The organism is Micromonospora sp. WMMD956, assembly GCF_029626125.1.
Classification (GTDB): Bacteria; Actinomycetota; Actinomycetes; order Mycobacteriales; family Micromonosporaceae; genus Micromonospora; species Micromonospora carbonacea.
In genome coordinates, this window is record NZ_JARUBI010000005.1 from 1,791,938 (window position 1) to 1,818,524 (window position 26,587).

At 70.1% G+C, this 26,587-nt stretch carries 26 protein-coding genes and 1 tRNA gene; all 27 read right to left on the bottom strand.

Annotation, left to right across the window (positions count from 1 at the left end; translation table 11 throughout):
* Positions 1-2 precede the first annotated feature (2 nt).
* The 27 genes from rpsC to O7628_RS08405 all read right to left on the bottom strand — a co-directional run bounded on the left by rpsC (position 3) and on the right by O7628_RS08405 (position 26,540).
* Positions 3-857: a 30S ribosomal protein S3 gene (gene rpsC, locus O7628_RS08275; RefSeq protein ID WP_074472522.1), complete on the bottom strand. Its 855-nt coding sequence runs from the start codon at positions 855-857 to the stop codon at positions 3-5.
* A complete protein-coding gene (gene rplV / locus O7628_RS08280) occupies positions 857-1,315 on the bottom strand; it encodes a 50S ribosomal protein L22 (RefSeq protein WP_043965515.1) in 459 nt (152 codons plus the stop codon). Before rplV ends, rpsC begins: the two co-directional genes overlap by 1 nt.
* Positions 1,316-1,354: 39 nt before the next feature.
* The gene (gene rpsS, locus O7628_RS08285) at positions 1,355-1,636 is read right to left on the bottom strand and encodes a 30S ribosomal protein S19 (RefSeq protein WP_007073032.1); all 282 of its coding nucleotides are present in this window, start codon (positions 1,634-1,636) and stop codon (positions 1,355-1,357) included.
* Positions 1,637-1,648: 12 nt separating this feature from the next.
* Positions 1,649-2,488, bottom strand: a complete 840-nt coding sequence (gene rplB / locus O7628_RS08290; RefSeq protein WP_278129414.1) for a 50S ribosomal protein L2 — start codon at positions 2,486-2,488, stop codon at positions 1,649-1,651.
* A 12-nt stretch (positions 2,489-2,500) separates the two neighbouring features.
* Positions 2,501-2,803 carry a 50S ribosomal protein L23 gene (gene rplW / locus O7628_RS08295; protein WP_007073034.1) on the bottom strand — a complete coding sequence of 101 codons (303 nt, stop codon included), beginning with the start codon at positions 2,801-2,803 and terminating at the stop codon, positions 2,501-2,503.
* Positions 2,800-3,450 carry a 50S ribosomal protein L4 gene (gene rplD, locus O7628_RS08300; protein WP_074472520.1) on the bottom strand — a complete coding sequence of 217 codons (651 nt, stop codon included), beginning with the start codon at positions 3,448-3,450 and terminating at the stop codon, positions 2,800-2,802. Before rplD ends, rplW begins: the two co-directional genes overlap by 4 nt.
* Positions 3,447-4,112 (bottom strand): 50S ribosomal protein L3, encoded by a 666-nt coding sequence (rplC, locus tag O7628_RS08305; protein ID WP_074472519.1) that lies wholly within the window; start codon positions 4,110-4,112, stop codon positions 3,447-3,449. The genes rplD and rplC overlap by 4 nt, the downstream gene beginning before the upstream one ends.
* An 11-nt stretch (positions 4,113-4,123) precedes the next feature.
* Positions 4,124-4,432 carry a 30S ribosomal protein S10 gene (rpsJ, locus tag O7628_RS08310; protein WP_007073037.1) on the bottom strand — a complete coding sequence of 103 codons (309 nt, stop codon included), beginning with the start codon at positions 4,430-4,432 and terminating at the stop codon, positions 4,124-4,126.
* Positions 4,433-4,789: 357 nt separating this feature from the next.
* The gene (gene tuf, locus O7628_RS08315) at positions 4,790-5,983 is read right to left on the bottom strand and encodes an elongation factor Tu (RefSeq protein WP_043965499.1); all 1,194 of its coding nucleotides are present in this window, start codon (positions 5,981-5,983) and stop codon (positions 4,790-4,792) included.
* A gap of 223 nt (positions 5,984-6,206) precedes the next feature.
* Positions 6,207-8,303, bottom strand: coding sequence for an elongation factor G (gene fusA, locus O7628_RS08320; protein WP_278129415.1), 2,097 nt, complete (start codon positions 8,301-8,303; stop codon positions 6,207-6,209).
* Between the two features lie 76 nt (positions 8,304-8,379).
* The gene (gene rpsG / locus O7628_RS08325) at positions 8,380-8,850 is read right to left on the bottom strand and encodes a 30S ribosomal protein S7 (protein WP_013735957.1); all 471 of its coding nucleotides are present in this window, start codon (positions 8,848-8,850) and stop codon (positions 8,380-8,382) included.
* A gap of 1 nt (position 8,851) precedes the next feature.
* Complete coding sequence (gene rpsL / locus O7628_RS08330) at positions 8,852-9,226, bottom strand: 30S ribosomal protein S12 (protein WP_014440718.1); 375 nt, start codon at positions 9,224-9,226, stop codon at positions 8,852-8,854.
* Between the two features lie 622 nt (positions 9,227-9,848).
* The gene (locus O7628_RS08335) at positions 9,849-10,217 is read right to left on the bottom strand and encodes a hypothetical protein (protein ID WP_074472517.1); all 369 of its coding nucleotides are present in this window, start codon (positions 10,215-10,217) and stop codon (positions 9,849-9,851) included.
* A gap of 965 nt (positions 10,218-11,182) precedes the next feature.
* A complete protein-coding gene (locus tag O7628_RS08340; RefSeq protein ID WP_074472837.1) occupies positions 11,183-11,551 on the bottom strand; it encodes a hypothetical protein in 369 nt (122 codons plus the stop codon).
* A 164-nt stretch (positions 11,552-11,715) separates the two neighbouring features.
* A complete protein-coding gene (locus O7628_RS08345) occupies positions 11,716-15,603 on the bottom strand; it encodes a DNA-directed RNA polymerase subunit beta' (protein ID WP_178066444.1) in 3,888 nt (1,295 codons plus the stop codon).
* Between the two features lie 121 nt (positions 15,604-15,724).
* Positions 15,725-19,156, bottom strand: coding sequence for a DNA-directed RNA polymerase subunit beta (locus O7628_RS08350; protein WP_074472515.1), 3,432 nt, complete (start codon positions 19,154-19,156; stop codon positions 15,725-15,727).
* A 579-nt stretch (positions 19,157-19,735) separates the two neighbouring features.
* A complete protein-coding gene (gene rplL, locus O7628_RS08355) occupies positions 19,736-20,125 on the bottom strand; it encodes a 50S ribosomal protein L7/L12 (protein ID WP_074472514.1) in 390 nt (129 codons plus the stop codon).
* A 54-nt stretch (positions 20,126-20,179) separates the two neighbouring features.
* The gene (gene rplJ / locus O7628_RS08360) at positions 20,180-20,728 is read right to left on the bottom strand and encodes a 50S ribosomal protein L10 (RefSeq protein WP_278129416.1); all 549 of its coding nucleotides are present in this window, start codon (positions 20,726-20,728) and stop codon (positions 20,180-20,182) included.
* 331 nt (positions 20,729-21,059) lie between these two features.
* The gene (locus tag O7628_RS08365; RefSeq protein WP_178066445.1) at positions 21,060-21,749 is read right to left on the bottom strand and encodes a hypothetical protein; all 690 of its coding nucleotides are present in this window, start codon (positions 21,747-21,749) and stop codon (positions 21,060-21,062) included.
* On the bottom strand, positions 21,746-22,630 hold the full coding sequence (locus O7628_RS08370; protein WP_278129417.1) for an ATP-binding cassette domain-containing protein: 885 nt from the start codon (positions 22,628-22,630) through the stop codon (positions 21,746-21,748). Before O7628_RS08370 ends, O7628_RS08365 begins: the two co-directional genes overlap by 4 nt.
* A 78-nt stretch (positions 22,631-22,708) precedes the next feature.
* Positions 22,709-23,422, bottom strand: a complete 714-nt coding sequence (gene rplA, locus O7628_RS08375) for a 50S ribosomal protein L1 (RefSeq protein ID WP_043965479.1) — start codon at positions 23,420-23,422, stop codon at positions 22,709-22,711.
* Positions 23,423-23,507: 85 nt separating this feature from the next.
* Positions 23,508-23,939, bottom strand: a complete 432-nt coding sequence (gene rplK / locus O7628_RS08380) for a 50S ribosomal protein L11 (RefSeq protein WP_074472510.1) — start codon at positions 23,937-23,939, stop codon at positions 23,508-23,510.
* Positions 23,940-24,133: 194 nt separating this feature from the next.
* On the bottom strand, positions 24,134-24,856 hold the full coding sequence (nusG, locus tag O7628_RS08385) for a transcription termination/antitermination protein NusG (RefSeq protein ID WP_074472509.1): 723 nt from the start codon (positions 24,854-24,856) through the stop codon (positions 24,134-24,136).
* Between the two features lie 38 nt (positions 24,857-24,894).
* Positions 24,895-25,290 carry a preprotein translocase subunit SecE gene (gene secE, locus O7628_RS08390; protein ID WP_074472508.1) on the bottom strand — a complete coding sequence of 132 codons (396 nt, stop codon included), beginning with the start codon at positions 25,288-25,290 and terminating at the stop codon, positions 24,895-24,897.
* Positions 25,291-25,499: 209 nt separating this feature from the next.
* Positions 25,500-25,572 (bottom strand) — tRNA-Trp (locus O7628_RS08395).
* Positions 25,573-25,699: 127 nt separating this feature from the next.
* Entirely contained in the window at positions 25,700-26,092 is a 393-nt protein-coding gene (locus O7628_RS08400) for a MaoC/PaaZ C-terminal domain-containing protein (RefSeq protein ID WP_074472507.1), read from the bottom strand.
* Between the two features lies 1 nt (position 26,093).
* Positions 26,094-26,540 carry a MaoC family dehydratase N-terminal domain-containing protein gene (locus O7628_RS08405; RefSeq protein WP_043965472.1) on the bottom strand — a complete coding sequence of 149 codons (447 nt, stop codon included), beginning with the start codon at positions 26,538-26,540 and terminating at the stop codon, positions 26,094-26,096.
* Between the last annotated feature and the right edge of the window lie 47 nt (positions 26,541-26,587).

Here is a 26,587-nt window from a genome sequence, read left to right on the forward strand (position 1 = left end):
TGTCAGCCCTCCTGCTGCGTTTCTGCCGCGGCGGCGACGGCGGACGTGTCCACCGGCTCGCCACTCGGCGTCTCGGCCTGCTGCGCGATCGTGGTCGCGGCAGCCCGGCCGGCCTCGGTGCCACCGGCGGTCGTCCCGGACGAACCGGACCGACCACGGCGCGGCCGCTCGGGGCGGTCGCCGCGCTCACGGCGCGGGCGCGACGGAGCCTCGGCCGGGGTCTCCCGACCCGGCACCGCGTCGCCCTTGTAGATCCAGACCTTCACGCCGATCCGGCCGAAGGTGGTACGGGCCTCGAAGAAGCCGTACTCGATGTTGGCCCGCAGCGTGTGCAGCGGAACCCGGCCCTCGCGGTAGAACTCGGTCCGGCTCATCTCGGCGCCGCCGAGGCGGCCCGAGACCTGCACCCGGATGCCCTTGCAGACCGGGTTCTTCATCGCCGACTGCATCGCCTTGCGCATCGCCCGACGGAAGCTGACCCGGCTGGAGAGCTGCTCGGCGACGCCCTGGGCGACCAGCTGCGCGTCCGACTCGGGGTTCTTCACCTCGATGATGTTCAGCTGCACCTGCTTGCCGGTGAGCTTCTCCAGCTCGCCGCGGATCCGGTCGGCCTCCGCACCCTTACGGCCGATGACGATGCCCGGCCGGGCGGTGTGGATGTCGACGCGGACCCGGTCCCGGGTGCGCTCGATGTCGACCTTGGAGATGCCGGCCCGCTCCAGGCCCTTGGACATCATCCGGCGGATCTTGACGTCCTCGCCGATGTAGTCCTTGTAGAGCTTGTCCGCGAACCAGCGGGACTTCCAGTCGGTCGAGATGCCGAGCCGGAACCCAGTGGGGTGAACCTTCTGACCCATTACTCGGCGCCCTCCGTCTTGCTCTCCGTCTCAGCGGCCGCAGGCTGCTGCGCCGGGGCGGCCTTCTTCGCCGCGGACTTCTTCGGCGCGGCCGGCGCGACCGCCTCGACCGCCACGGTGATGTGGCAGGTGCGCTTGCGGATCCGGTACGCCCGGCCCTGCGCCCGCGGCCGGAACCGCTTCATGGTCGGGCCCTCGTCGACGAACGCCTCGCTGACGAGCAGCGCGTCGGGGTCCAGCCGCTCGTTGTTCTCCGCGTTGGCGATCGCGCTAGCGAGCACCTTGTAAACCTGCTCGCTCGCAGCCTGCGGCGCGAACTGCAGCACCGTGAGCGCCTCCTTCGCGGGCAGGCCGCGGACGAGGTTGACCACCCGGCGCGCCTTCATCGGCGAGATGCGCACGTGCCGCGCAACCGCCCGCGCGCCCGGAAGCACCGGAGCGTCGCCCTTTCCTGGCATCGCTGTAACCCCTTGTTCCTCTATCCGTATGCCCGCGGCTCAGCGCCGGCGGCTCTTCCGGTCGTCCTTCTCGTGACCCTTGAAGGTGCGGGTCAGCGCGAACTCGCCGAGCTTGTGCCCGACCATCGCCTCGGTGACGAACACCGGGACGTGCTTGCGTCCGTCGTGCACGGCGATCGTGTGGCCGAGCATCTCGGGGATGATCGTCGAGCGCCGCGACCAGGTCTTGATGACGTTCTTCGAGCCCTTGTCGTTCTGCGTCTCCACCTTCTTGAGCAGGTGGTCGTCGACGAACGGGCCCTTCTTCAGGCTGCGAGGCATGTCTTATCTCCCTCAGCCGCGCTTACGCGTGGCGTAGCGGCGGCGGACGATCAGCCGGTCGCTCGGCTGGCCCTTACGACGGGTGCGGCCCTCGGGCTTACCCTGCGGGTTGACCGGGTGGCGACCACCGGAGGTCTTGCCCTCACCACCACCGTGCGGGTGGTCGACCGGGTTCATGGCGACACCACGGACGGTCGGGCGCTTGCCCTTCCACCGCATCCGGCCGGCCTTGCCCCAGTTGATGTTCGACTGGTCGGCGTTGCCGATCTCGCCGACGCTGGCGCGGCAGCGCACGTCGACGCGCCGGATCTCGCCGGACGGCATGCGCAGGGTCGCGTACACGCCCTCGCGGCCGAGCAGCTGGATGCCGACGCCGGCCGAGCGGGCCAGCTTGGCGCCGCCACCCGGACGCAGCTCCACGTTGTGGATCGTCGTACCGACCGGGATGTTGCGCAGCGGCAGGTTGTTGCCGGGCTTGATGTCGGCGCCCGGACCGGACTCGACCGCGTCGCCCTGCTTCAGGTCCTTCGGCGCGATGATGTACCGCTTCTCGCCGTCGGCGTAGTGCAGCAGCGCGATACGCGCGGTGCGGTTCGGGTCGTACTCGATGTGCGCGACCTTCGCCGGCACGCCGTCCTTGTCGACCCGCTTGAAGTCGATCAGACGGTACTGGCGCTTGTGGCCGCCACCGTGATGCCGCGCGGTGATCCGGCCGTGGGCGTTACGCCCGCCCTTCTTCGGCAGCGGCACCAGCAGCGACTTCTCGGGCGTCGACCGGGTGATCTCGGCGAAGTCGGCGACGCTGGAGCCACGCCGGCCCGGCGTCGTCGGCTTGTACTTACGGATAGCCATTGTCTACACCCCTCAGCTGACCGGGCCGCCGAAGGCCTCGATACGGTCACCGTCAGCCAGCTTCACGATCGCCCGCTTGGTGGCCTTGCGCTGACCGAAGCCGGTCTTGGTGCGCTTGCGCTTGCCCTCGCGGTTGAGCGTGTTGACCGTCAGGACGCGGACGTTGAAGATCTGCTGGATAGCGATCTTGATCTCGGTCTTGTTGGCGTCCGGGTGCACCAGGAAGGTGTACCAGTTCCGGTTCAGCTCGCTGTAGCTCTTCTCCGAGACGACCGGCGCGATGATGACGTCACGCGGATCGGCGATCGTGCTCACTTGTCACCCTCCTCGGTGGTCTCGGCCGGCACACCCAGGAACTCGTCCAGGGCGTCCTTGGTGAAGACCACGTCGTCGGCCACCAGCACGTCGTACGTGTTGAGCTGGCCAGCCTCGATCAGGTGCACCCGCGGCTCGTTGCGCAGCGACACCCAGTTCAGCTCGTCGGTGCTGCTCAGCACGACCAGGACGCGCCGCGCCTCGGTCAGCTTGGTCAGCGTGGCCAGGGCGGCCTTGGTCGACGGCTTCTCGCCCGAGACGAACGCCTCGACGACGTGCACCTGGCCGGCGCGGGCCCGGTCGGAGAGGGCGCCACGCAGGGCGGCGGCCTTCATCTTCTTCGGGGTCCGCTGGCTGTAGTCGCGCGGCACCGGGCCGTGGACCACGCCACCGCCGGCGAACTGCGGCGCGCGGATCGAACCCTGGCGGGCCCGACCGGTGCCCTTCTGCTTGTACGGCTTCTTGCCGCCACCGGCGACCTCGCCGCGGGTCTTGGTCTTGTGCGTGCCCTGCCGGGCGGCCGCGAGCTGGGCCACCACGACCTGGTGCATCAGCGCGATGTTGGCCTGGACGTCGAAGACGTCGGCGGGCAGCTCGACGGTGCCGCTCTTCGTGCCTTCGACGTTGAGCACGTCAACGGTGGTCACTTGGCCGCACCGCCCTTCTTCGCCTTGACCTTGGCCGCGGTGCGGACCAGGACCAGCGCGCCCTTCGGGCCGGGGATGGCGCCGCGGACGAGCAGGAGGTTGTTCTCGGTGTCGACCGCCTGGACGGTCAGGTTCTGGACGGTGTAGCGCACGCCACCCATCCGACCCGCCATCCGGGTGCCCTTGAAGACGCGACCCGGGGTGGCGCAGGCGCCGATGGAGCCCGGCGAGCGGTGCTTGCGCTCGACACCGTGGCTGGCGCGCAGACCGTGGAAGCCGTGCCGCTTCATCGGGCCGGCGTAGCCCTTGCCCTTGGTCTTGCCGGTGACGTCGATGGTGACGCCCACCGGGAACTCCTCGACCGTGACCTCCTGGCCCAGCGAGTAGTCCGCGGCGTCCGTGGTGCGCAGCTCGACGATGTGCCGGCGCGGCGCCACGTCCGCCTTGGCGTAGTGCCCGGCGAGCGGCTTCTTGGCCTTGCGCGGGTCGATCGTGCCGTACGCGAGCTGGACCGCGGAGTAACCGTCCTTCTCGGCGCTACGAACCTGGCTGACGACGCACGGGCCGGCCTGAACCACGGTCACGGGCACAACCTTGTTGTTGTCCCAGACCTGGGTCATGCCGAGCTTGGCGCCCAGGATCCCCTTGACTTGCCTGTCCATTTGTCCGGTCCCTACAGCTTGATCTCGATGTCGACGCCAGCCGGCAGGTCGAGGCGCATGAGCGAGTCGACCGTCTTCGGGGTCGGGTCGATGATGTCGATCAGCCGCTTGTGCGTACGCATCTCGAAGTGCTCGCGCGAGTCCTTGTACTTGTGCGGCGAGCGGATAACGCAGAAACGGTTGATCTCCGTGGGCAGCGGCACCGGGCCAGCGACCTGCGCCCCGGTACGCGTCACCGTCTCGACGATCTTCCGAGCCGAGGAGTCGACGACCTCGTGGTCATAGGCCTTGAGCCGGATGCGGATCTTCTGTCCCGCCATGGTGGCTTCTGTTCCTTCTCTCGATGCCGCTGTGTTGCGGGCGCCTGCACCGGCTGGTGCAGGCCCACTTCCGCCGACCCCCGCGGTCGGGCGTGTCGCGCCCTCGGACCAGGCTCCGCCCCGGGACCCCGGAGCTCTGCTGGCCATGCGGTGGGTCAATGGCGCCGATCGCGTTCACCGCGACCCGGACGCCGTGCGAGGGTGGTTGGCCGCCCAGTGGCAGGCCAACCACCCTACGCGCGACTGTTCAACGACCCGGAGGTCCAACGGATGCCGGACACGGGCGAGGAACTGCCGTTACGCAACCTGACTAGTATGCCGCACGACCGGCGGCCACGCTAATCGGGGTTACCCAGTTCACTTGACGATCTTGGTGACCCGACCCGCGCCGACCGTACGGCCACCCTCCCGGATCGCGAACTTGAGGTTTTCCTCCATCGCGATGGGCTGGATGAGCTTGACGCTCATCGTGGTGTTGTCGCCCGGCATGACCATCTCGGTGCCCTCGGGCAGCGTGACGACGCCGGTGACGTCCGTGGTGCGGAAGTAGAACTGCGGGCGGTAGTTCTGGAAGAACGGGGTGTGCCGGCCGCCCTCCTCCTTGGAGAGGATGTAGACCGTCGCCTCGAACTCCGTGTGCGGGGTCGTGGTGCCCGGCTTGATGACGACCATGCCGCGCTCGACGTCCTCGCGCTTGGTGCCACGCAGCAGGAGACCGACGTTCTCACCCGCGCGCGCGTCGTCCAGGGTCTTCCGGAACATCTCGATCGCGGTGACCTTGGTCTTGAAGCCCTTCTCGCGGATGCCGACGACCTCGACGTCCTCGTTCGGGAGCAGCACGCCACGCTCGACACGACCGGTGACGACGGTGCCACGACCGGTGATCGTGAAGACGTCCTCGACGGGCATGAGGAACGGCTTCTCGGTCTCGCGCTCCGGCTGCGGGATCGCGGTGTCGACCGCGTTCATCAGCTCGAGCAGCTTCTCGGTCCACACCGGGTCGCCCTCGAGCGCCTTCAGCGCGGAGACCTGCACGACCGGCAGGTCGTCGCCCGGGTACTCCTGCGAGGAGAGCAGCTCGCGGACCTCGAGCTCGACGAGCTCCAGGAGCTCGGCGTCGTCGACCATGTCGCTCTTGTTGAGCGCCACGACGATGTACGGCACACCGACCTGACGGGCCAGCAGCACGTGCTCGCGGGTCTGCGGCATCGGGCCGTCGGTCGCCGCCACCACCAGGATCGCGCCGTCCATCTGCGCGGCACCGGTGATCATGTTCTTGATGTAGTCGGCGTGCCCGGGGCAGTCGACGTGCGCGTAGTGCCGCGCCTCGGTCTGGTACTCGACGTGCGCGATGGAGATCGTGATGCCGCGGGCCTTCTCCTCCGGCGCCTTGTCGATCTCGTCGAACGGGGTGTACGGGTTCAGGTCCGGGAACTGGTCGTGCAGGACCTTGGTGATGGCCGCCGTCAGCGTCGTCTTACCGTGGTCGATGTGACCAATGGTGCCGATGTTGACGTGCGGCTTAGTCCGCTCGAACTTCGCCTTCGCCACTGGTGTCCTCCTGTGGACTTCTTGGTTCTTCTCGCCCCGGCACGCCAGGTAGGCGCTTAGGACTCTGTCGACAGCCTTTCCGGCCTTGCGGCCGGAGAGCTTTTGTGGGTTCTGCGGCGATGAAGCCTACAGGCCCGGTCTCACACAACCCGACCGAGGTGGCCGCGGGCGGGAGCACCCTCCCGCGACCAGCCCTGGTTCATCGGATCAGCTCAGGCGAGCGTCACTCACCAGTCGCCTTGGCGATGATCTCCTTGGCCACCGAGGCCGGAATCTCGGCGTAGGAGTCGAACTGCATGCTGTAGCTAGCCCGGCCCTGGGTCTTCGACCGCAGGTCGCCGACGTAGCCGAACATCTCCGACAGCGGCACCAGCGCCCTCACGATGCGGGTGCCGCTGCGCTCCTCCATCGCCTGGATGATGCCACGGCGGGAGTTGAGGTCGCCGATGACGTCACCCATGTTCTCCTCGGGAGTGGTGACCTCGACGGACATCACCGGCTCCAGCAGCGCCGGGTCGGCCTTGCGGGCCGCCTCCTTCAGCGCCATCGAGCCAGCGATCTTGAACGCCATCTCGGACGAGTCGACCTCGTGGTACTGGCCGTCCACCAGCGTCAGCTTGACACCCACCAGCGGGAAGCCGGCGAGAATGCCGTACTGCATGGCGTCCTGGGCGCCGGCGTCCACCGACGGGATGAACTCCCGGGGGATGCGGCCACCGGTGACGGCGTTCGCGAACTCGTAGGTCGGCGCGTCGTTGTCCAGCGGCAGCGGCTCCAGGCTGATGATGACCCGGGCGTACTGGCCGGAACCACCGGTCTGCTTCTTGTGGGTGAACTCGACCTTCTCCACCTTGCGGCGGATGGTCTCGCGGTACGCCACCTGCGGCTTGCCGATGTTCGCCTCGACGTTGAACTCGCGGCGCATCCGGTCGACCAGGATGTCCAGGTGCAGCTCGCCCATGCCGGAGATGACCGTCTGGCCGGTCTCGTCGTCCAGCTTGACGCGGAAGGTCGGGTCCTCCTCGGCCAGCCGCTGGATGGCGGTGCTGAGCTTCTCCTGGTCGGCCTTGGTCTTCGGCTCGATGGCGACCTCGATGACCGGCTCCGGGAAGGTCATCGACTCCAGGATGACCGGGTTCGCCGGGTCGCACAGCGTGTCACCGGTGGTGGTCTGCTTCAGACCCTGCACCGCGATGATGTCGCCAGCCTGGGCCGAGCCGCGCTCTTCCCGCTTGTTGGCGTGCATCTGGTAGATCTTGCCGATCCGCTCCTTGCGGTCCTTGGTGGAGTTGACCACCTGGGACCCGGACTCGACCACGCCGGAGTAGACCCGGACGTAGGTGAGCTTGCCGAGGTGCTTGTCGGTCTGGATCTTGAAGGCGAGACCGGAGAACGGCTCCTTCTTCGACGGCTTCCGCTGCAGCGGCGTCTCGCCGTCGGTGGCGGTGCCCTCGATGGCCGGGATGTCCAGCGGCGACGGCAGGAAGTCGACCACGGCGTCGAGCATGGGCTGCACGCCCTTGTTCTTGAACGCCGAGCCGCACAGCACCGGGTTGGCCTTGCTGGCGATCGTGGCCCGCCGGATGGCGGCCTTGATCTCCTCGACGGAGATCTCCTCGCCCTCCAGGTACTTCTCCATCACCGCGTCGTCGACGTCGGCCAGGGTCTCCATCAGCTTCTCGCGCCACTCCGCAGCGGAGTCGGCGAGGTCGGCCGGGATCTCCTCGATCGCGTAGTCCTCACCCTTCTGGGTCTCCCCGCGCCAGGTGAGGGCACGCATGCCGATCAGGTCGACGACGCCGATGTGGTCGCCCTCGAGACCGATCGGGATCTGGAGCACCAGCGGGGTGGCGTTCAGCCGGTCGATCATCATCTGGACGCAACGGAAGAAGTCCGCGCCGGTCCGGTCGAGCTTGTTGACGAAGCACATCCGCGGGACGTTGTACTTGTCGGCCTGACGCCAGACGTTCTCCGTCTGCGGCTCCACACCGGCGACGCCGTCGTAGACCGCGACCGCACCGTCCAGCACCCGCAGCGACCGCTCGACCTCGACCGTGAAGTCGACGTGACCGGGCGTGTCGATGATCTGGATCGTGTGGCCCTTCCACTCACACTTGGTAGCAGCGGAGGTGATGGTGATACCACGCTCCTGCTCCTGCTCCATCCAGTCCATGACGGCAGCGCCCTCGTGGACCTCACCGATCTTGTACGTGATACCGGTGTAGAAGAGGATCCGCTCGGTGGTAGTGGTCTTACCGGCATCGATGTGCGCCATGATGCCGATGTTGCGTACGTTGGCGAGCGCGTCTGCGGCGGCCACTTCAGTCCCTACTTATCGTCGTCTCGACACAACTGGTGGTGGTTCCGGCGCCACGCGGGCGCCGGAACCAGATGTGTTACCAGCGGTAGTGCGCGAAGGCCTTGTTCGACTCGGCCATCTTGTGCGTGTCCTCGCGCCGCTTGACGGCGGCGCCGAGGCCGTTGCTCGCGTCCAGCAGCTCGTTCATCAGCCGCTCGACCATGGTCTTCTCGCGCCGGGCGCGGGAGTAGGTGACCAGCCAGCGCAGGCCCAGGGTGGTCGCCCGGGCCGGGCGGACCTCGACCGGGACCTGGTAGGTGGCGCCACCGACACGGCGGCTGCGCACCTCGAGGGTCGGCTTGACGTTGTCCATCGCCCGCTTCAGGGTGACGACCGGGTCGGTGCCGGACTTCTCGCGGCAGCCCTCCAGGGCCGCGTACACGATGCGCTCGGCGAGCTGGCGCTTGCCGCGCAGCAGGATCTTGTTCACCAGCTGGGTGACCAACGGCGAGTTGTACACCGGGTCAGCGACCAGCGGCTTCCGCGGAGCAGGTCCCTTACGCGGCATCTCAGCTCTTCTCCTTCTTCGCGCCGTAACGGCTGCGCGCCTGCTTGCGGTTGCGGACACCCTGGGTGTCCAGCGAACCGCGGACGATCTTGTAACGCACGCCGGGGAGGTCCTTCACCCGGCCGCCGCGGACGAGCACGATGGAGTGCTCCTGCAGGTTGTGACCCACGCCCGGGATGTAGGCGGTCACCTCGATCTGGCTGCTGAGCTTGACACGAGCGACCTTGCGCAGCGCCGAGTTCGGCTTCTTCGGGGTGGTGGTGTACACACGGGTGCACACGCCGCGCCGCTGAGGGGAACCCTTCAGCGCCGGGGTCTTGGTCTTGCTCGTCTTCGCCTGGCGGCCCTTTCGGACCAGCTGCTGGATCGTGGGCACCGGGTTTCTCCGCTCCCTTCGGCCGCCTTCCGGCGACCGCGCCGTCTGCTCGTAGCCATCCCTCGTGGAAAGGCTCTCCTACATTCCGGCCAGGCCCACCTTGCGGAGGTCCCGGCACCCGCGGTCGGGCGTGTCGCCCGGCTCACGGTTCCGGCGCAGTCGCTCGCGCGCGCACCGGCTTTCTGTCACCGGCACACGGTCACCGCGCGCCGGGTCTTCTTGACTCTGTCGTGCTGCCGCGCGATCACCGGGCATCCGGTTCCAACGCACGCACGAGTTGCCCGGGCGAGCCCGGGCACAAGGGGAAAGAGTACCTATCACAGCCGCACAGGTCAAAACGGAGAGGTCCCGGAGATCGGCGTCACCGCCCTGCCGGCCGAACCGTCGTGCCTGCCCACCCGCGATGGGCACCTACAGAAACAAGTGTAACGGCTACCCCGGCACCCGGCCCGCCGGCCCTGGGAACGCCTCCCGCCCCGCCCGCCACCTGCCCGGTTCAGGCCCGAGCCGCCCCCGGGCTGAGCCGCCATGTCGGCGACATGGCGGTATCCCGGCACCCACAACCCCACCATGTCGCCGACATGGAGTCGATCAAGCCGGGCCACACCCGGAGGGCGGAGGCTCAGGCCAGGGCGAGCAGCAGGGCCAGGCCGAGACCCAGGAGGCTGAGCACCATACCCACCGCGCCGCAGCTGATCCCGGCCACCGCCAGGCCACCGCCGGTGAAGCGCACCGCGGGCGGGGGTGCCGGACGCCGGATCTGCCGCCGGCCGAGCAGGCCGGCCACCACCGCCGCCGTGCCCGCGAGCAGTCCCAGGACCGTGAACACGCCGGCGGCCCAGGCCCCCTGGCTGCCCGCGGTCGCCCCGAGACAGATCACCAGGAACGACACGAGGGTGGAGGCGATGCCCGCCACCAGGGACCCGATCGCGAGCCCGGACGTCACCGGGGGCACGTCGAGGTGCACCACGCCGAACGGGGTGCCCGGCACCGGGTCGACCCGCTTGGGCGGCCGGGCCGCCTCCTTCGGCGGCGGGGGCACCGCCCCCCAGCCGGTGCCCGGCCCGCCCCAGGCGCCGCCCGGCGCCTGGCCCGGGTATCCCCCCGGCGCGCTCCCCGCCTGGGCGGCAACGGGATGTCCCGCCCAGGGGGCGGAACCCGGCTGCGGCCAGGCCGGCGGCTGTGGGGCTGGGCCAGGCTGCACAGCGGTAGCCGGCTGCGTGGCAGGAGCCGACTGCGTGGCAGGGCCCGGCTGCACGGGAGAGAACGGCTGCCCGAAGGAGGCGGGCGGCGCCGAGGCACCCGGCTGCGCAGGCGAAGCAGCTTGCACAGGCGAAGCAGCTTGCACAGGAGGACCAGCCTGAGCAGGGGAAGCCGGCCGCGCAGAGGAGTCAGGCTGCGCCGCCGAAGGACCCGGCGGCACGGCGGAGGCCGGCGGTGCCCCGGAACTCGACCGCGCGACGTCGCCGGCTCCCAGACCGGGGCCGGGGCCGAAGGGGCCGGACTGCGGCGACGAGCCGCCCGCCCGGCCAGGATCGAGCTGCGGTGGGGAGCCGGCCGCCCCACCGGGACCGAACTGCGGCGGAGCGCCGGCCGACGGGCCGGGACCGGGCCCGGGGAACGGATCGGGCTGCGGGAACTCGCCGGCGGAAGGCCCGGTGCTCCCGATCGGCGGGGAGACCGAGGAGGCGTCGGTGGCGGGCACGCCCGGTGCCTGCGGATCGGCGTCGGCGGGGGGCCGGGCCCACGGGGACTCCTCCGGCGCTGCCGGCGACCCCGCCGGATCCGGGAGCGCGGCGGATCCCTCCGCCGACTCGCCCGAGGGCCGCGCCGGTTCCGTCACGAGGGCCTCCTGTCACCGGTCGTCGCCCGTCGCCGCGCGACGGACACCGGCCAGGCTACCGCCGCCCGGCCAGCCCCGTGGTCGCGCGTCGACGTCTCCCCCGCGCGGGGCGGTCAGTCCACGTTCGGGGCGTAGTCGTGGCCGAACGGCGTGCCGGCCGACCGGACCAGGCCGATCACCAGGGCCGCCACCACGACCGCCGCGACCAGGACCAGCCCGGCCCAGGCCAGGCGCTCCCCGCGCCGCAACCAGGCCGCGCCGGTGAGGAAGCCCCCCGAGGCGTACGCCTCGCGGCGGGCCTGCCGGGCGAGCACGAGAGCGAGCGTGGCCGGCACCACACCGCCGACGAACAGCCCGGTCAGCGCGCCCATCAGGCCGAGCGCGAAGACCGCCCGCGCCTTGCTGGAGCGCACCGGGTCGGGGTCGAGCGGATGGCGTGCCCCGTGCGGGGCGACGGGCACCTGCCCGGGTGCGATCGTCATGCCCTCCATCATGCCCGTCCCCCGCGTCGACTCCAGTCGACCCCGGACAGATGGCGGTATCCCGAGCCTGCGTCCCCGCCAGGTCGGCGACATGGCGGGCGCACGGCCCCACGCGACGAGGCCCCCAACGGTGCGCCGGGGGCCTCGTCGTCAGTGCGTGATCCTTAGCGGTACGACCCGAAGTCGAAGTCGTCCAGCGGCACAGCCTGCCCGCTGGCCGGCCCGAAGCCGTAGTCGGTCTCCGGGTATCCGGTCATCGAGTAGACCTTGGCCTTGGCCTCCTCGGTCGGCTCGACCCGGACGTTGCGGTACTTGCTGATGCCCGTACCGGCCGGGATGAGCTTACCGATGATCACGTTCTCCTTGAGGCCGATCAGCGAGTCGCTGCGGGCGTGGATCGCCGCGTCCGTCAGCACCCGGGTGGTCTCCTGGAAGGAGGCCGCCGACAGCCAGGAGTCCGTGGCCAGCGAGGCCTTGGTGATACCCATCAGCACGGGGCGACCGGCGGCGGGCTCGCCGCCCTCGCCGACGAGCCGGCGGTTCTCCGACTCGAACAGCGCCCGGTCGACCAGCACGCCCGGCAGGAACTCGGTCGAGCCGGAGTCGATGACCGTCACCCGCTTGAGCATCTGGCGGATGATGATCTCGATGTGCTTGTCGTGGATGAGCACACCCTGCGAGCGGTAGACCTCCTGGACCTCCTGGGTCAGGTGGACCTGGACCGCGCGCGGGCCGAGGATGCGCAGCAGCTCGTGCGGGTCGATGGTGCCCTCGGTGAGCTTCTCGCCGACCTCGACGTGGTCGCCGTCGTGGGCCCGCAGCCGGACCCGCTTGGAGATCTTGTCGTAGACGATCTCGTCGGAGCCGTCGTCCGGCACCACGATGATCTTCCGCGACCGCTCGCCGTCCTCGATCCGGATCCGGCCCGGGGTGTCGGCGATGGGCGCCTTGCCCTTCGGGACGCGGGCCTCGAAGATCTCCTGCACCCGGGGCAGACCCTGGGTGATGTCCTCACCCGCGACACCACCGGTGTGGAACGTACGCATCGTCAGCTGCGTACCGGGCTCACCGATCGACTGGGCGGCGATGATGCCGACCGCCTCGCCGACGTCCACGGTCTTGCCGGTCGGCAGCGAGCGGCCGTAGCACGCACCGCAGACGCCCAGCTTCGACTCGCAGGTGAGCACGCTGCGCACCCGCACCGTCTCCGTCCCGGCGGCGACGATCGCGTCGACCAGGATGGAGTTGATGTCCTGGCCCCGGTGGGCGACGACGGTGCCGTCCGGGCCCTTGATGTCGTCGGCCAGGGTCCGGGCGTGGACGCTGGTCTCGGCGTGCTCGTGGACGTACAGCTTGCCGTCGCGCCGCTCGCCGATCTGCATCGGGATGGCCCGGTCGGTGCCGCAGTCCTCCTCGCGGATGATGACGTCCTGCGAGACGTCCACCAGACGACGGGTCAGGTAACCCGAGTCGGCGGTCCGCAGCGCGGTGTCGGCGAGACCCTTACGGGCACCGTGCGTGGAGATGAAGTATTCCAGCACGGAGAGACCCTCGCGGTACGACGCCTTGATGGGTCGCGGGATGATCTCGCCCTTGGGGTTGGCCACCAGACCACGGATCGCGGCGATCTGGCGGAGCTGGAGCAGGTTACCGCGGGCACCCGAGTTGATCATCTTCCACAGCGGGTTCTCCTGCGGCAGCGCGGTGTCCATCTCCTTGGCGACCTCGTTGGTCGCCTTGGTCCAGATCTCGATGAGCTCGCCGCGACGCTCCTCGGCGGTCATCAGACCACGCTGGTACTGCTTGTCGATCCGGTCGGCTTCCTTCTCGTACCGCTCCAGGATCTCCCGCTTGCGCGGCGGAGCGATGACGTCCTCCATGCCGATCGTCACGCCGGACCAGGTGGCCCAGTGGAAACCGGCCTCCTTGAGCCCGTCGAGGGTCGCGGCGAGGGCGACCTTCGGGAAGCGCTCGGCGAGGTCGTTGACGATCGCGGAGAGCTGACCCTTGCGGATCTCGTAGTTCACGAAGCGGTAGCCCTGCGGCAGCGTCTCGTTGAACAGCACCCGGCCCAGGGTGGTCTCGACGGTGAGCGGCTCACCCTCGACCCAGCCCTCCGGCGCGACCCACGGCTGCGCGCCGGCGCCGTTGTCGACCCCGACCAGCCCGCGCAGCCGGATCCGCACCGGCGCCTGCAGGTGCAGCTCGCCGGCGTCGAACGCCATCCGCGCCTCGGCGTCCGAGCTGAACGCCCGGCCCTCGCCCTTCTCACCGGCGGTGAGGTGGGTGAGGTGGTAGAGGCCGATGACCATGTCCTGGGTGGGCATGGTGACCGGCTTGCCGTCGGCCGGCTTGAGGATGTTGTTCGACGACAGCATCAGGATCCGCGCCTCGGCCTGCGCCTCGGCGGACAGCGGCACGTGCACCGCCATCTGGTCGCCGTCGAAGTCGGCGTTGAACGCGGTGCAGACCAGCGGGTGGATCTGGATGGCCTTGCCCTCGACCAGCTGCGGCTCGAAGGCCTGGATGCCCAGGCGGTGCAGGGTCGGCGCGCGGTTGAGCAGCACCGGGTGCTCGCCGATGACCTCTTCCAGCACGTCCCACACGACCGGGCGCTGCCGCTCGACCATCCGCTTGGCGGACTTGATGTTCTGCGCGTGGTTGAGGTCGACCAGCCGCTTCATCACGAAGGGCTTGAACAGCTCCAGCGCCATCTGCTTGGGCAGGCCGCACTGGTGCAGCTTCAGCTTCGGGCCGACCACGATGACCGAACGGCCGGAGTAGTCGACGCGCTTGCCGAGCAGGTTCTGCCGGAACCGGCCCTGCTTGCCCTTGAGCATGTCGGACAGCGACTTGAGCGGGCGGTTGCCCGGGCCGGTGACCGGCCGGCCGCGGCGGCCGTTGTCGAACAGCGCGTCGACGGCCTCCTGGAGCATCCGCTTCTCGTTGTTGACGATGATCTCGGGCGCGCCGAGGTCGATCAGCCGCTTGAGGCGGTTGTTCCGGTTGATCACGCGGCGGTACAGGTCGTTCAGGTCGGAGGTCGCGAAGCGGCCACCGTCGAGCTGCACCATCGGGCGCAGGTCCGGCGGGATGACCGGGACGCAGTCCAGCACCATGCCGAGCGGCGAGTTGCGGGTGTTCAGGAACGCCGCGACGACCTTGAGTCGCTTGAGCGCCCGGATCTTCCGCTGGCCCTTGCCGGAGCGGATGGTCTCGCGCAGGCTCTCGGCCTCGGCGTCGAGGTCCATGTTCTGGACCAGCGCCTTGATCGCCTCGGCGCCCATGCCGCCGGTGAAGTACTCGCCGAACCGGTCGCGCAGCTCCCGGTAGAGCAGCTCGTCGGTGACGAGCTGCTTCGGCTCCAGCTTGCGGAAGGTGTCGAGCACCTCGTCCAGGCGGTCGATCTCGCGCTGGGCCCGGTCGCGGATCTGGCGCATCTCGCGCTCTCCGCCCTCCTTGACCTTGCGCCGGACGTCCGCCTTCGCGCCCTCGGCCTCCAGCTCGGCCAGGTCGGCCTCCAGCTTGGCGGCCCGCTTCTCGATCTCCGAGTCGCGGCTGTTCTCCGACTGCCGCTTCTCGGCGAGGATCTCGTTCTCGATGGTCGAGAGGTCACGGTGACGCGACTCGGCGTCCACGCTCGTCACGACGTACGAGGCGAAGTAGATGATCTTTTCGAGGTCCTTCGGGGCGAGGTCCAGCAGGTAGCCCAGCCGGCTCGGCACGCCCTTGAAGTACCAGATGTGGGTCACCGGAGCGGCCAGCTCGATGTGCCCCATCCGCTCACGGCGGACCTTGGAGCGGGTCACCTCGACGCCGCAGCGCTCGCAGATGATGCCCTTGAAGCGGACCCGCTTGTACTTACCGCAGTAGCACTCCCAGTCCCGCTGCGGACCGAAGATCTTCTCGCAGAAGAGCCCGTCCTTTTCCGGCTTGAGGGTGCGGTAGTTGATCGTCTCGGGCTTCTTGACCTCGCCGTGCGACCACTGACGGATGTCGTCGGCGGTGGCGAGACCGATGCGCAGCTCGTCGAAGAAGTTGACGTCGAGCACTATGTCCCCTATGTCGTCGTCTTTACAGCTAGATCACGGGCGGGGTTGGGGGCCGGCCGCCCCGCGGAGGGATCAAGCCTGACCGCCCGGAGCGGGGCGGCCGGCCCCCAACCCACACCACTTACACCTCTTCGACCGAGCTCGGCTCGCGCCGGGACAGGTCGATGCCCAGCTCCTCCGCGGCCCGGAACACCTCGTCGTCGGTCTCGCGCATCTCCAGGGCCACGCCGTCGCTGGAGAGCACCTCGACGTTCAGGCACAGCGACTGGAGCTCCTTGAGCAACACCTTGAACGACTCCGGAATGCCCGGCTCCGGGATGTTCTCGCCCTTGACGATCGCCTCGTAGACCTTGACCCGGCCCAGGACGTCGTCGGACTTGATGGTCAGCAGCTCCTGCAGGGCGTACGCGGCGCCGTACGCCTGCATGGCCCAGCACTCCATCTCACCGAAGCGCTGGCCACCGAACTGCGCCTTGCCACCCAGCGGCTGCTGCGTGATCATCGAGTACGGACCGGTCGACCGGGCGTGGATCTTGTCGTCGACCAGGTGGTTGAGCTTCAGGATGTAGATGTAGCCGACCGCGATCGGGTCCGGCAGCGGCTCGCCGGAGCGACCGTCGAACAGCTGCGCCTTGCCGGAGGAACCGATCAGCTGCTTGCCGTCCCGGTTGGGCAGGGTCGACGCGAGCAGACCGGAGATCTCCTCCTCGCGGGCGCCGTCGAAGACCGGCGTGGCCACGTTGGTGTCCGGCTCGGACTCGTGCGCCTCGATGGAGCGCAGCTGGCGCTTCCACTCGGCGTCGTCGCCGTCGACGCTCCACCCCGTCTTGGCCACCCAGCCGAGGTGCGTCTCCAGCACCTGGCCGATGTTCATCCGGGACGGCACACCCAGCGGGTTGAGCACGATGTCGACCGGGGTGCCGTCCTCCAGGAACGGCATGTCCTCGATCGGCAGGATCTTCGAGATGACGCCCTTGTTGCCGTGCCGGCCGGCGAGCTTGTCGCCGTCCTGGATCTTGCGCTTCTGGGCGACGTAGACCCGGACCAGCTCGTTGACGCCCGGGGGCAGCTCGTCGCCGTCCTCGCGGGAGAAGGTCCGCACCCCGATGACCGTGCCGGTCTCGCCGTGCGGCACCTTCAGCGAGGTGTCCCGGACCTCGCGCGCCTTCTCGCCGAAGATCGCGCGGAGCAGCCGCTCCTCCGGGGTCAGCTCGGTCTCGCCCTTGGGCGTGACCTTGCCGACCAGGATGTCACCGGGGACGACCTCGGCGCCGATCCGGATGATGCCGCGCTCGTCGAGGTCGGCGAGCATCTCCTCGCTGACGTTCGGGATGTCCCGGGTGATCTCCTCCGGGCCGAGCTTGGTGTCCCGCGCGTCGACCTCGTGCTCCTCGATGTGGATCGAGGTGAGCACGTCCTGCTGCACGAGGCGCTGCGACAGGATGATCGCGTCCTCGTAGTTGTGGCCCTCCCAGCACATGAACGCGACCAGCAGGTTGCGCCCGAGCGCCATCTCGCCCTCGTCGGTGCAGGGACCGTCGGCGATGACCTGGCCGGCCTCGACGCGGTCGCCCTCGAAGACCACCGGCTTCTGGTTGACGCAGGAGCCGGCGTTGGAGCGGCGGAACTTGTGCAGCAGGTACGTCCGGCGGTGGCCGTCGTCCTGGTGGATGGTGATGTAGTCGGCGCAGAGGTCCTCGATGACACCGCCGACCTCGGCCACGACCACGTCACCGGCGTCGACGGCGGCACGGTATTCCATGCCGGTGCCGACCAGCGGCGACTCCGCCTTGACCAGCGGCACCGCCTGGCGCTGCATGTTCGCGCCCATCAGGGCCCGGTTGGCGTCGTCGTGCTCGAGGAACGGGATCATCGCGGTCGCGACCGAGGTCATCTGCCGCGGCGAGACGTCCATGTAGTCGACGGCGGCCGGGACCACGTCCTCGGTCTCGCCACCCTTACGGCGGCACAGGACCCGGTCCTCGGCGAACGTGCCGTCGGCCTTCAGCGGCGCGTTGGCCTGCGCCTTGACGAACCGGTCCTCCTCGTCCGCGGTCAGGTAGTCGATCTGGTCGGTGACCCGACCGTCGACGACCTTCCGGTACGGCGTCTCGATGAAGCCGAACGGGTTGACCCGGGCGAAGGTGGACAGGGCGCCGATCAGGCCGATGTTCGGGCCTTCGGGCGTCTCGATCGGGCACATCCGGCCGTAGTGGGACGGGTGCACGTCGCGGACCTCGAAGCCGGCCCGCTCCCGGGACAGACCACCCGGGCCGAGCGCGCTCAGCCGACGCCGGTGGGTCAGGCCCGCCAGCGGGTTGGTCTGGTCCATGAACTGGGACAGCTGCGAGGTGCCGAAGAACTCCTTGATCGCCGCCACGACGGGACGGATGTTGATCAGGGTCTGCGGCGTGATCGCCTCGACGTCCTGGGTGGTCATCCGCTCGCGGACGACCCGCTCCATCCGGGACAGGCCGACGCGGACCTGGTTCTGGATCAGCTCGCCCACGGTGCGCAGGCGCCGGTTGCCGAAGTGGTCGATGTCGTCGGCCTCGTAGCCGTCCTCACCGGCGTGCAGCCGGCAGAGGTATTCCACGGTGGCGACGATGTCGTCCTCGGTGAGCGTGCCGGTGGTGATCGGCACGCTCAGCTCGAGCTTCTTGTTGAACTTGTACCGACCGACCTTGGCGACGTCGTACCGCTTCGGGTTGAAGAAGAGGTTGTCGAGCAGGGTCTGGGCGTTCTCGCGGGTCGGCGGCTCGCCGGGGCGGAGCTTGCGGTAGATGTCTAGCAGCGCCTCGTCCTGGCCGGCGATGTGGTCCTTCTCGAGCGTCGTCATCAGCAGCTCGGACCAGCCGAACTTCTCGCGGATCCGCTCGGCCGACCAACCGATGGCCTTGAGCAGGACGGTGACGGCCTGCCGGCGCTTGCGGTCGATGCGGACGCCGACGGTGTCGCGCTTGTCGATGTCGAACTCGAGCCAGGCACCCCGGCTCGGGATGACCTTGACGCTGGAGAGGTCGCGGTCGGAGGTCTTGTCCGGCTGCTTGTCGAAGTAGACGCCCGGGGACCGGACGAGCTGGCTGACCACGACGCGCTCGGTGCCGTTGATGATGAAGGTGCCCTTGGGCGTCATCATCGGGAAGTCACCCATGAACACCGTCTGGCTCTTGATCTCGCCGGTGGTGTTGTTGGTGAACTCCGCCGTCACGAACAGCGGGGCGCAGTAGGTCAGGTCCTTCTCCTTGCACTCCTCGATCGAGGCCTTGACCTCGTCGAAGCGCGGCGCCGAGAAGGAGAGCGACATGGTGCCGGAAAAGTCCTCAATGGGACTGATCTCGTCGAGGATTTCCGCGAGACCCGAGCGTGCGTGCGGGTCGTCCGCCGACCGGCCCTGCCAAGCCTCGTTGCCGACGAGCCAGTCGAAGGACTCGTTCTGGATGGCGAGGAGGTTGGGGACCTCGAGGTGTTCGGTGATCCTGCCGAATGAAACTCGGCGGGGTGCGAAAGCGCTCGACGTACGACTGGTCTTCGCAGGGCGGGAAGCTGCCAAGATGCGTCCTTCCGAGGACCGGTGCTGCAGAACGGCTGGTACGCGTGCACTCCAATGACCCCACCAGAAATACCCGTAATCGGACATTTCTGCGCAGGGGTCAAGTCGGAAGGCAGCGCAAACTAGCAGTGTAGCCGAGAGGCTAACCGCTGTCCAGCCCAACCCGCAGGTCGCCGCGGAACGTGCCTCGGGGCCCCCGAAACGGGGCCTCACCGGGCCGCTCGGAACGCGGCATACCCACGGACCGCCCAGGTGCAGCGGGCGATGGTGCCGCCGCTGCCATTACCCGGATGGTGGCCGTCGCAAGCGCGGAAGGTCTTGCAGGTGTCAGCGTGCCTGGCAGCCGGGGGCCGCGTCAAGGGCCCGTCTCGTGCGCGACAGGTGTTTCCCACGCGTGGGCGACGGCCCCGAAGCGCCCCGCCGACGGGCGCGGAGCGTCGCCGCCCTGCTCACGACGCTGTCAGGGAGTCACCACACGAACACGGCGGGCGGTGATCCGGATTCGGATCACCGCCCGCCGCGACGCGATGTGCCCTGGCTCACGTGGCGAGCCGGGCGCACGCCTGAGTCCTACCTCAATTACTTGAGGGTGACCTTGGCGCCCTCGCCCTCGAGCTTGGCCTTGGCCTTGTCGGCGGTCTCCTTGTTGACCTTCTCCAGGATGGCCTTCGGCGCGGCCTCGACCGCGTCCTTGGCCTCCTTGAGGCCCAGGCCGGTCAGCTCGCGCACGACCTTGATGACCTGGATCTTCTTGCCACCGTCGGCCTCGAGGATGACGTCGAACTCGTCCTTCTCCTCCTCGGCCGGCGCGGCGGCGGCGCCACCGGCGCCACCGGCGGCGGCGACCGCGACCGGGGCGGCCGCGGTGACCTCGAAGGTCTCCTCGAACTGCTTCACGAACTCGGAGAGCTCGATCAGCGTCATCTCCTTGAACGCGTCGAGCAGCTCGTCGGTGCTGAGCTTCGCCATGGCTGGCGTCCTTTCTAACGGTTGTCTAAGAACGTGGGTGCGCCGGACGCGGCCTCAGGCCGCCTCGGCGCCCTCCTGCTCGCGCTTCTTGTCCGCCAGGGCGGCCGCCACGCGGGCGGCCTTGGAGAGCGGCGCCTGGAACAGGGCCGCGGCCTTGCTCAGGTTGCCCTTCATGGCACCGGCCAGCTTGGCCAGCAGCACCTCGCGGGACTCCAGGTCGGCGAGCTTCGTGACCTCGGCCGCCGAGATGGCCTTGCCCTCGAAGACGCCGCCCTTGATGACGAGCTTCGGGTTGGCCTTCGCGAAGTCGCGAAGCCCCTTCGCCGCCTCGACGACGTCGCCCGAAACGAAAGTCAGCGCGGTAGGACCGGTGAACAGCTCGTCGAGGCCGGAGATGCCCGCGTCGGCCGCGGCACGCTTCGCCAGCGTGTTCTTCGCGACCGTGTAGGTGGTCTCCTTGCCGAGCGAGCGCCGCAGCTGGGTGAGCTGGGAAACCGTCAGACCACGGTACTCGGTCAGCACCGTAGCTCCCGCGTTGCGGAAGCTGTCGGTCATCTCAGCGACTGCCGTGGCCTTGTCGGCCCGGATCGGCTTGTCCGCCATGTCCCTCCTCTCTCGTTGCTCCAGGCTGATCCACCAGCAGGCCGGCAGGCCTCCCGGTACCGGAGGGCCACGACAACGAGAAAAGCCCCGGCGCAGGGCGCACGGGGCGAGGGCCGGCCGGTCGCACCGCAGTCGGCGGACCACGGGAACACAGCCGAGTTTCGCTTGCCGCCCTGCGCGGGTCGCCCGTCGGATCGGGACCTTCGACCGTGCCGGGGCACGGTGACCAGCGGTCTCTGGGTGGTACTTCGCCGCAAGGTTACGCGACACGCCCCGTGAGCACCAAATCGCCCCCGGGTGCGCCCCGTCACTCCCCCGCCGCCCGCGCCCCTCAGGCGCGGGCGCGCCGCCGCCAGGCGTACCCGGTGAGCGCCGCCGCGCTCCAGGCGACGGCCCACGCGGTGAACAGGGCCACCGCGGCGGGGGACGGGCCGGCGGCCGCGGCCCGGGCGACCGGCAGCACCGGGGGCGCGAGCCAGGGGGCCACCGAGTCCGAGAGGCCGAGGACCAAGGAGCCGACCGCGCCGAGCGCCAGCACCGCCACCCCGTAGCCGGCGCTGCCCGTCACCGCCCGGCTGGCCAGCGCGCCCAGCGCCACCGCGGCAGGCAGGGCGAGGAGGTGCGCCCAGACGCCGAGGGCCACCCCTGCGGCCACCGACGGGCCGCCCGGCTCCGCCTGGCCGGTCACCCCGCCCACCAGCCAGGGGAAGACCAGCGCGACGGCGACCGTGCCGAGCCCGGCCACCAGCGCCGCGAGCAGCCCGGCGGCCCACTCCCGGGCGGCGCCGGCGAGCACCAGGGCCAGCCGGCGCTGGACGTCCGGCTCGACGTCGAGCAGGAGCTTGGTCTGCCACGCCAGCACCGGAAAGAGCACCACCGCCGACACGCCGTAGGCCTCCGCCGGCTGGGCCCGGCCGCCGCCGTAGAGGATGCCGAGGGCGAGCAGGCCGGCCAGCAGCGGGGCGACCGCCCGGCCGGTACGCAGGAAGCCCGCCAGTCGCAGCCGCACGAGCGCGGTCACCGGGGCACCTGCCCGCCCGCCCCGGCGGCGTCCACCGGCCCGGTCTCCGGGTCGGCCTCCCCCGCCTGCGGGGCGATCGGCGAGCCGCCCCCGGGAGCCGGGGCGGGCGGGGCGGCGGCGGGCACGGGGGCGTCGGGCGGGGCGGGGTCGGCGCGTACGCGAAGGACGTGGTGCCCGTCGGCGCGGAGCCGGGCCACGGCCCCCGCGGCCCGCGCGGCCGGGACCGCCACCTCGACCACGACGAGCGCCCCCGGCGACGCGTCGGCCGGATCCTGCGCGGAGACCGTGCCGTCGGCGACCGTCCAGCGGGCCGCGCCCGGCAGCCGGGCGGTCTCGCCCCGGTGGTCGCTGACCAGCACCGACCCGCCGGCCGCCAGCACCTCGTCGATCAGGGCCGGGACCAGGTCGCGGGCGGCGGCGTCGAGGCCCTCCCAGGGCTCGTCGAGGATGAGCAGGCCGGGCCGGCGGAGCATGGCCTGGGCCAGGCCGACCTTCTGGGCGGTGCCCTTGGACAGCTCGGGCAGCCGCACCCCGTGGAAGGGGCCCAGGCCCAGCCGCTCGGTCCACCGCCGCACGGCCGCGCCGGCCTCGGCCCCGCCCAGGCCGGCGACGCGGGCCATGCCGTCGAGGTAGCGGCCCACGGTGAACGGCTGGTCGGCGGGGAACCGCTCCGGCACCCAGCCGACATGCCGGGGCCGGTCGACGACGCGGCCCCGGGCCGGCCGGAGCACCCCGGCCGCGAGCTGGAGCAGCGTGGACTTGCCGACGCCGTTGCGGCCGAGCACCACGGCGGCCTCGCCGGCACCCAGCCGCAGGTCGACCTGCCGCAGCACCCACGGACCGCGCCGGTGGTAGCGGAGCCAGACATCCTCCCAGCGCATGCGGTGAGCCTGCCACACCGGACAGACGGACGGGGCCCCGCCACGAGTCGTGGCGGGGCCCCGGCGAGGCGGTGGTGCTCAGGCCTCGACGCCCTCCTGGAGGTTCTTGATCAGGTTGGGGTCGACCGGCACGCCCGGGCCCATCGTGGTGGTGAGGGTGACCTTCTTGAGGTACTTGCCCTTGGCCGCCGAGGGCTTGGCGCGCAGCACCTCGTCGAGGACCGCCGCGTAGTTGTCGATCAGCTGGGTCTCGGAGAACGAGGCCTTGCCGATGATCAGGTGGAGGTTGGAGTGCTTGTCCACCCGGAAGGTGATCTTGCCGCCCTTGATGTCCGAGACGGCCTTGGTGACGTCCATGGTCACCGTGCCGGTCTTCGGGTTCGGCATCAGGCCGCGCGGGCCCAGGATCCGCGCGATCCGGCCGATCTTGGCCATCTGGTCCGGCGTGGCGATCGCCGCGTCGAAGTCGAGCCAGCCGCCCTGGATCCGGGCGACGAGCTCGTCGGTGCCCACCTCGTCCGCACCCGCGGCGACGGCCTCCTCGGCCTTCGCGCCGGCGGCGAAGACGATCACGCGGGCGGTCTTGCCGGTGCCGTGCGGCAGGTTGACCACGCCGCGGACCATCTGGTCCGCCTTGCGGGGGTCGACGCCGAGGCGCATGGCGACCTCGACCGTGGCGTCGAACTTGGTGCTGGTGGTGTCCTTGGCGATCTTGACCGCCTCGGCCGGCGTGTAGAGCTTCGACCGGTCGATGACCTCGGCGGCCTTGCGGTAGGTCTTGCTGCGCTGCATCTCTGCTTACTCCTGTGGTCTATGGCGGGCCGCGGCGCTCCGCGTGCCCTCCCACGAACTGATCGGGTGAGGCGGTGGGGTGCGGTCAGTCGCCGACGGTCAGGCCCATCGACCGGGCGGTGCCGGCGATGATCTTCTCAGCCTGGTCGAGGTCGTTGGCGTTGAGGTCGACCATCTTCTTCTCGGCGATCTCCCGCAGCTGGGCGCGGGTGACGGAGCCGATCTTCTCCTTGTGCGGGTTGCCCGAGCCCTTCTGCACACCGGCGGCCTTGATCAGCAGCTGGGCGGCGGGCGGGGTCTTCAGCACGAAGGTGAAGCTGCGGTCCTCGTAGACGCTGATCTCGGCGGGGACGATGTCGCCCCGCTGGGCCTCGGTCTGCGCGTTGTAGGTCTTGCAGAACTCCATGATGTTGACGCCGTGCTGGCCGAGCGCGGGGCCGACCGGCGGCGCCGGGGTCGCCTGGCCCGCCTTCAGCTGAAGCGTGAACGTCTTGACGAGCTTCTTCTTCGGAGGCATGTCTCTTCCTGGGGCTTGGAACTGGGAAAGGTGCCGGCCGGGGGCGCGCACGGTCAGCGCGATGCGACGGCCGACGTTCTAGGTTAGCGCAAGGCTCCGCCACCGGATGCGGCGAGGTCCACCGGGGCCGGCACCGGGCACGGAAACGGCCTCGCCGGCGGCGGGCCGCTGCCCACCGCCGGCGAGACGGAACGTCAGATCTTGGTGACCTGGTTGAAGTTCAGCTCGACCGGCGTCTCCCGGCCGAAGATCGACACGAGCACCTTGAGCTTCTGCTGGTCGGCGTTGATCTCGCTGATCGTCGCCGGCAGCGAGGCGAACGCGCCGTCGGTGACGGTCACCGAGTCGCCCACCTCGAAGTCGAGGACCTTGATCTCGGGCTTGGCCTTCTTCTGCTCGGTCTCGACCGCCGGGGCCAGCCACTTGAGGACCTCGTCGAGGCTCAGCGGCGCGGGCCGGTCGGCCCGGTCGGTCGCCCCCACGAAGCCGGTGACCCCCGGGGTGTTCCGCACGCAGGAGTAGGACTCGGCGGTCAGCTCCATCCGGACCAGGATGTAGCCCGGGAAGACCTTGGCCTGGATCTGGGACCGCTTGCCGTTCTTGACCTCGACCTCTTCCCGGGTCGGCACCTCGACCTGGTAGATGTAGTCCTCCATGTCGAGGGACGTGATCCGGGTCTCGAGGTTGGTCTTGACCTTGTTCTCGTAGCCGGCGTACGAGTGCACCACGTACCAGTCGCCCGGTGCGTAGCGCAGCTTCTGGCGCAGCTCCGCGACCGGGTCGTAGTCCTCGTCCGGGGCGGGCTCGGTGGTCGGAAAGTCCGGCTCGCTGGCGGCCTCGACCGACTCATCGTTGGCCGCCGTCGCCACCGCGGACTGCTCGTCCGTGGTCCCGGCGGTCTCGTCGTACTCAGGCACGCTCGCTCACTTCCGTAACTATCGGCTGGATCAGCCGGTCAGCTGGGGTTGCCGAAGACCCACAGCACGCCCTTCGCGAAGGCGTAGTCCAGGCCGGCCACGATCGTCAGCATCACGGCGACGAAGGTGACCACCACCGCGGTGTAGGTCAGCAGCTCCTTGCGGGTCGGCCAGATGACCTTACGCAGCTCGGCCACGACCTCGCGGAAGAACCGCGCGATGCGGGCGAACAGCCCGATCCGCTCGGTGTCCTTGCGGGTCTTCCTCTCGTCGGCCGACTCGGCCTTGGCCCGCGCCCGGGTGGCCGTGCCACCGCGGGAGACCGGCTCGTCCGCGTCGGTGGCGTCGTCGTCGGCGGCAACGTCGTCGGCGACCTCGTCGTTCAGACGGTCGTCGTCGCCGGCGTCCTCGCTGCGCCGCTTGTTCTCGGCCACTTCGCCCTCCGTCGCGGGAATCGGGTCGCACGCCGTGCGGCGTGCGCGGCGCTGGTCACGCCGGCCGGACCAACCGTCCCGCGACGGGCCGCGGCCGGCGGATCGACGGACGGCCCCGATGCCTCGGAACCACCCCGCCGATGCCACCACCACGGGCCGGACGCCGCCGGTTGGCGGCGCGACCCACGGGAACGGTCAGGCCTGAGGCGCAGGGGTGACAGGACTTGAACCTGCAGCCTGCGGTTTTGGAGACCGCTGCTCTGCCAATTGAGCTACACCCCTGTGCGGCAACGCTCGCCCGACCCGGCCATGACGCACCGGGCGGGGTCACTTGCCCCACGGCGGACCAGTGTACGGGTACCGACCCGACTTTCCCAACCGGTCTGCCCCCGCGCGTGGCGCAACCTCCTCAGCGGGGCGTGCGGATCACCGCCCGGGCCTGCGAGAGCACCTTCTCGCCCCGGCACGTCGCGGTGATGTCGAGCCTGGTCAGGCCCTCCCCCGCGCCCTCGCGGACCTTCGCGGACACCTCGATCTCGGTGCCGGCGTCGTCGTCGGGGACGACCACCGGACGGGCGAACCTGACCCCGTAGTCGACCACCGCGTCGGGCGCGCCGGCCCACTCGGCGACCGCCCGGCCGACCAGGGCCATGGTGAACATGCCGTGCGCGATGACCCCGGGCAGGCCGACCCCGGTGGCGACCCGGTCGCTCCAGTGGATCGGGTTGAAGTCGCCCGACGCGCCCGCGTAGCGGACCAGGTCGGCCCGGGTGACCCGGAAGGTCTGGGTGGACAGCTCCATGTCAGGCCTCCCCGCGTACGACGAGCTTGGACCAGACGGCGACCACCGGCTCGCCGGCGGCCGTGCTCACGTCGGTGCGGGTGGTCAGGAAGTCGTGCCCGCCCCGGCTGGTGATGTCCTCGATGGTGTTCACGCAGACCAGCTCGTCGCCGGCCACCACCGGCCGGGTGTAGGCGAACCGCTGGTCGCCGTGGACCACCCGGCTGTAGTCGACCCCGAGGGCCGGGTCGTCGACGATCTGCCGGGTGGCGGCCATCGTGATCACCACGGGGAAGGTCGGCGGGGCGACCACGTCCGGGTGCCCGAGCGCGCGGGCTGCCTCCGGGTCGTGGTGCGCCGGGTCGGCGGCGCCGATCGCCGTGGCGAACTCGCGGATCTTTTCACGGCCCACCTGGTAGGGGGCGGTCGGCGGATAGGTCCGGCCGACGTAGGACGGGTCCAGGGACATGCCCGAGAACCTACACGGGAAGCACGAAAGCCGACCCGGGGGCGGAC

Coding starts and splice junctions, on each gene's coding strand:
- rpsC (WP_074472522.1), bottom strand. CDS start 857: ATGGGTCAGAAGGTTCACCCCACTGGGTTCCGGCTCGGCATCTCGACC.
- rplV (WP_043965515.1), bottom strand. CDS start 1,315: ATGCCAGGAAAGGGCGACGCTCCGGTGCTTCCGGGCGCGCGGGCGGTT.
- rpsS (WP_007073032.1), bottom strand. CDS start 1,636: ATGCCTCGCAGCCTGAAGAAGGGCCCGTTCGTCGACGACCACCTGCTC.
- rplB (WP_278129414.1), bottom strand. CDS start 2,488: ATGGCTATCCGTAAGTACAAGCCGACGACGCCGGGCCGGCGTGGCTCC.
- rplC (WP_074472519.1), bottom strand. CDS start 4,112: ATGGACAGGCAAGTCAAGGGGATCCTGGGCGCCAAGCTCGGCATGACC.
- rpsJ (WP_007073037.1), bottom strand. CDS start 4,432: ATGGCGGGACAGAAGATCCGCATCCGGCTCAAGGCCTATGACCACGAG.
- rpsG (WP_013735957.1), bottom strand. CDS start 8,850: ATGCCGCGTAAGGGACCTGCTCCGCGGAAGCCGCTGGTCGCTGACCCG.
- O7628_RS08340 (WP_074472837.1), bottom strand. CDS start 11,551: ATGACGATCGCACCCGGGCAGGTGCCCGTCGCCCCGCACGGGGCACGC.
- rplL (WP_074472514.1), bottom strand. CDS start 20,125: ATGGCGAAGCTCAGCACCGACGAGCTGCTCGACGCGTTCAAGGAGATG.
- rplJ (WP_278129416.1), bottom strand. CDS start 20,728: ATGGCGGACAAGCCGATCCGGGCCGACAAGGCCACGGCAGTCGCTGAG.
- O7628_RS08370 (WP_278129417.1), bottom strand. CDS start 22,630: ATGCGCTGGGAGGATGTCTGGCTCCGCTACCACCGGCGCGGTCCGTGG.
- rplA (WP_043965479.1), bottom strand. CDS start 23,422: ATGCAGCGCAGCAAGACCTACCGCAAGGCCGCCGAGGTCATCGACCGG.
- rplK (WP_074472510.1), bottom strand. CDS start 23,939: ATGCCTCCGAAGAAGAAGCTCGTCAAGACGTTCACGCTTCAGCTGAAG.
- O7628_RS08400 (WP_074472507.1), bottom strand. CDS start 26,092: ATGGAGCTGTCCACCCAGACCTTCCGGGTCACCCGGGCCGACCTGGTC.
- O7628_RS08405 (WP_043965472.1), bottom strand. CDS start 26,540: ATGTCCCTGGACCCGTCCTACGTCGGCCGGACCTATCCGCCGACCGCC.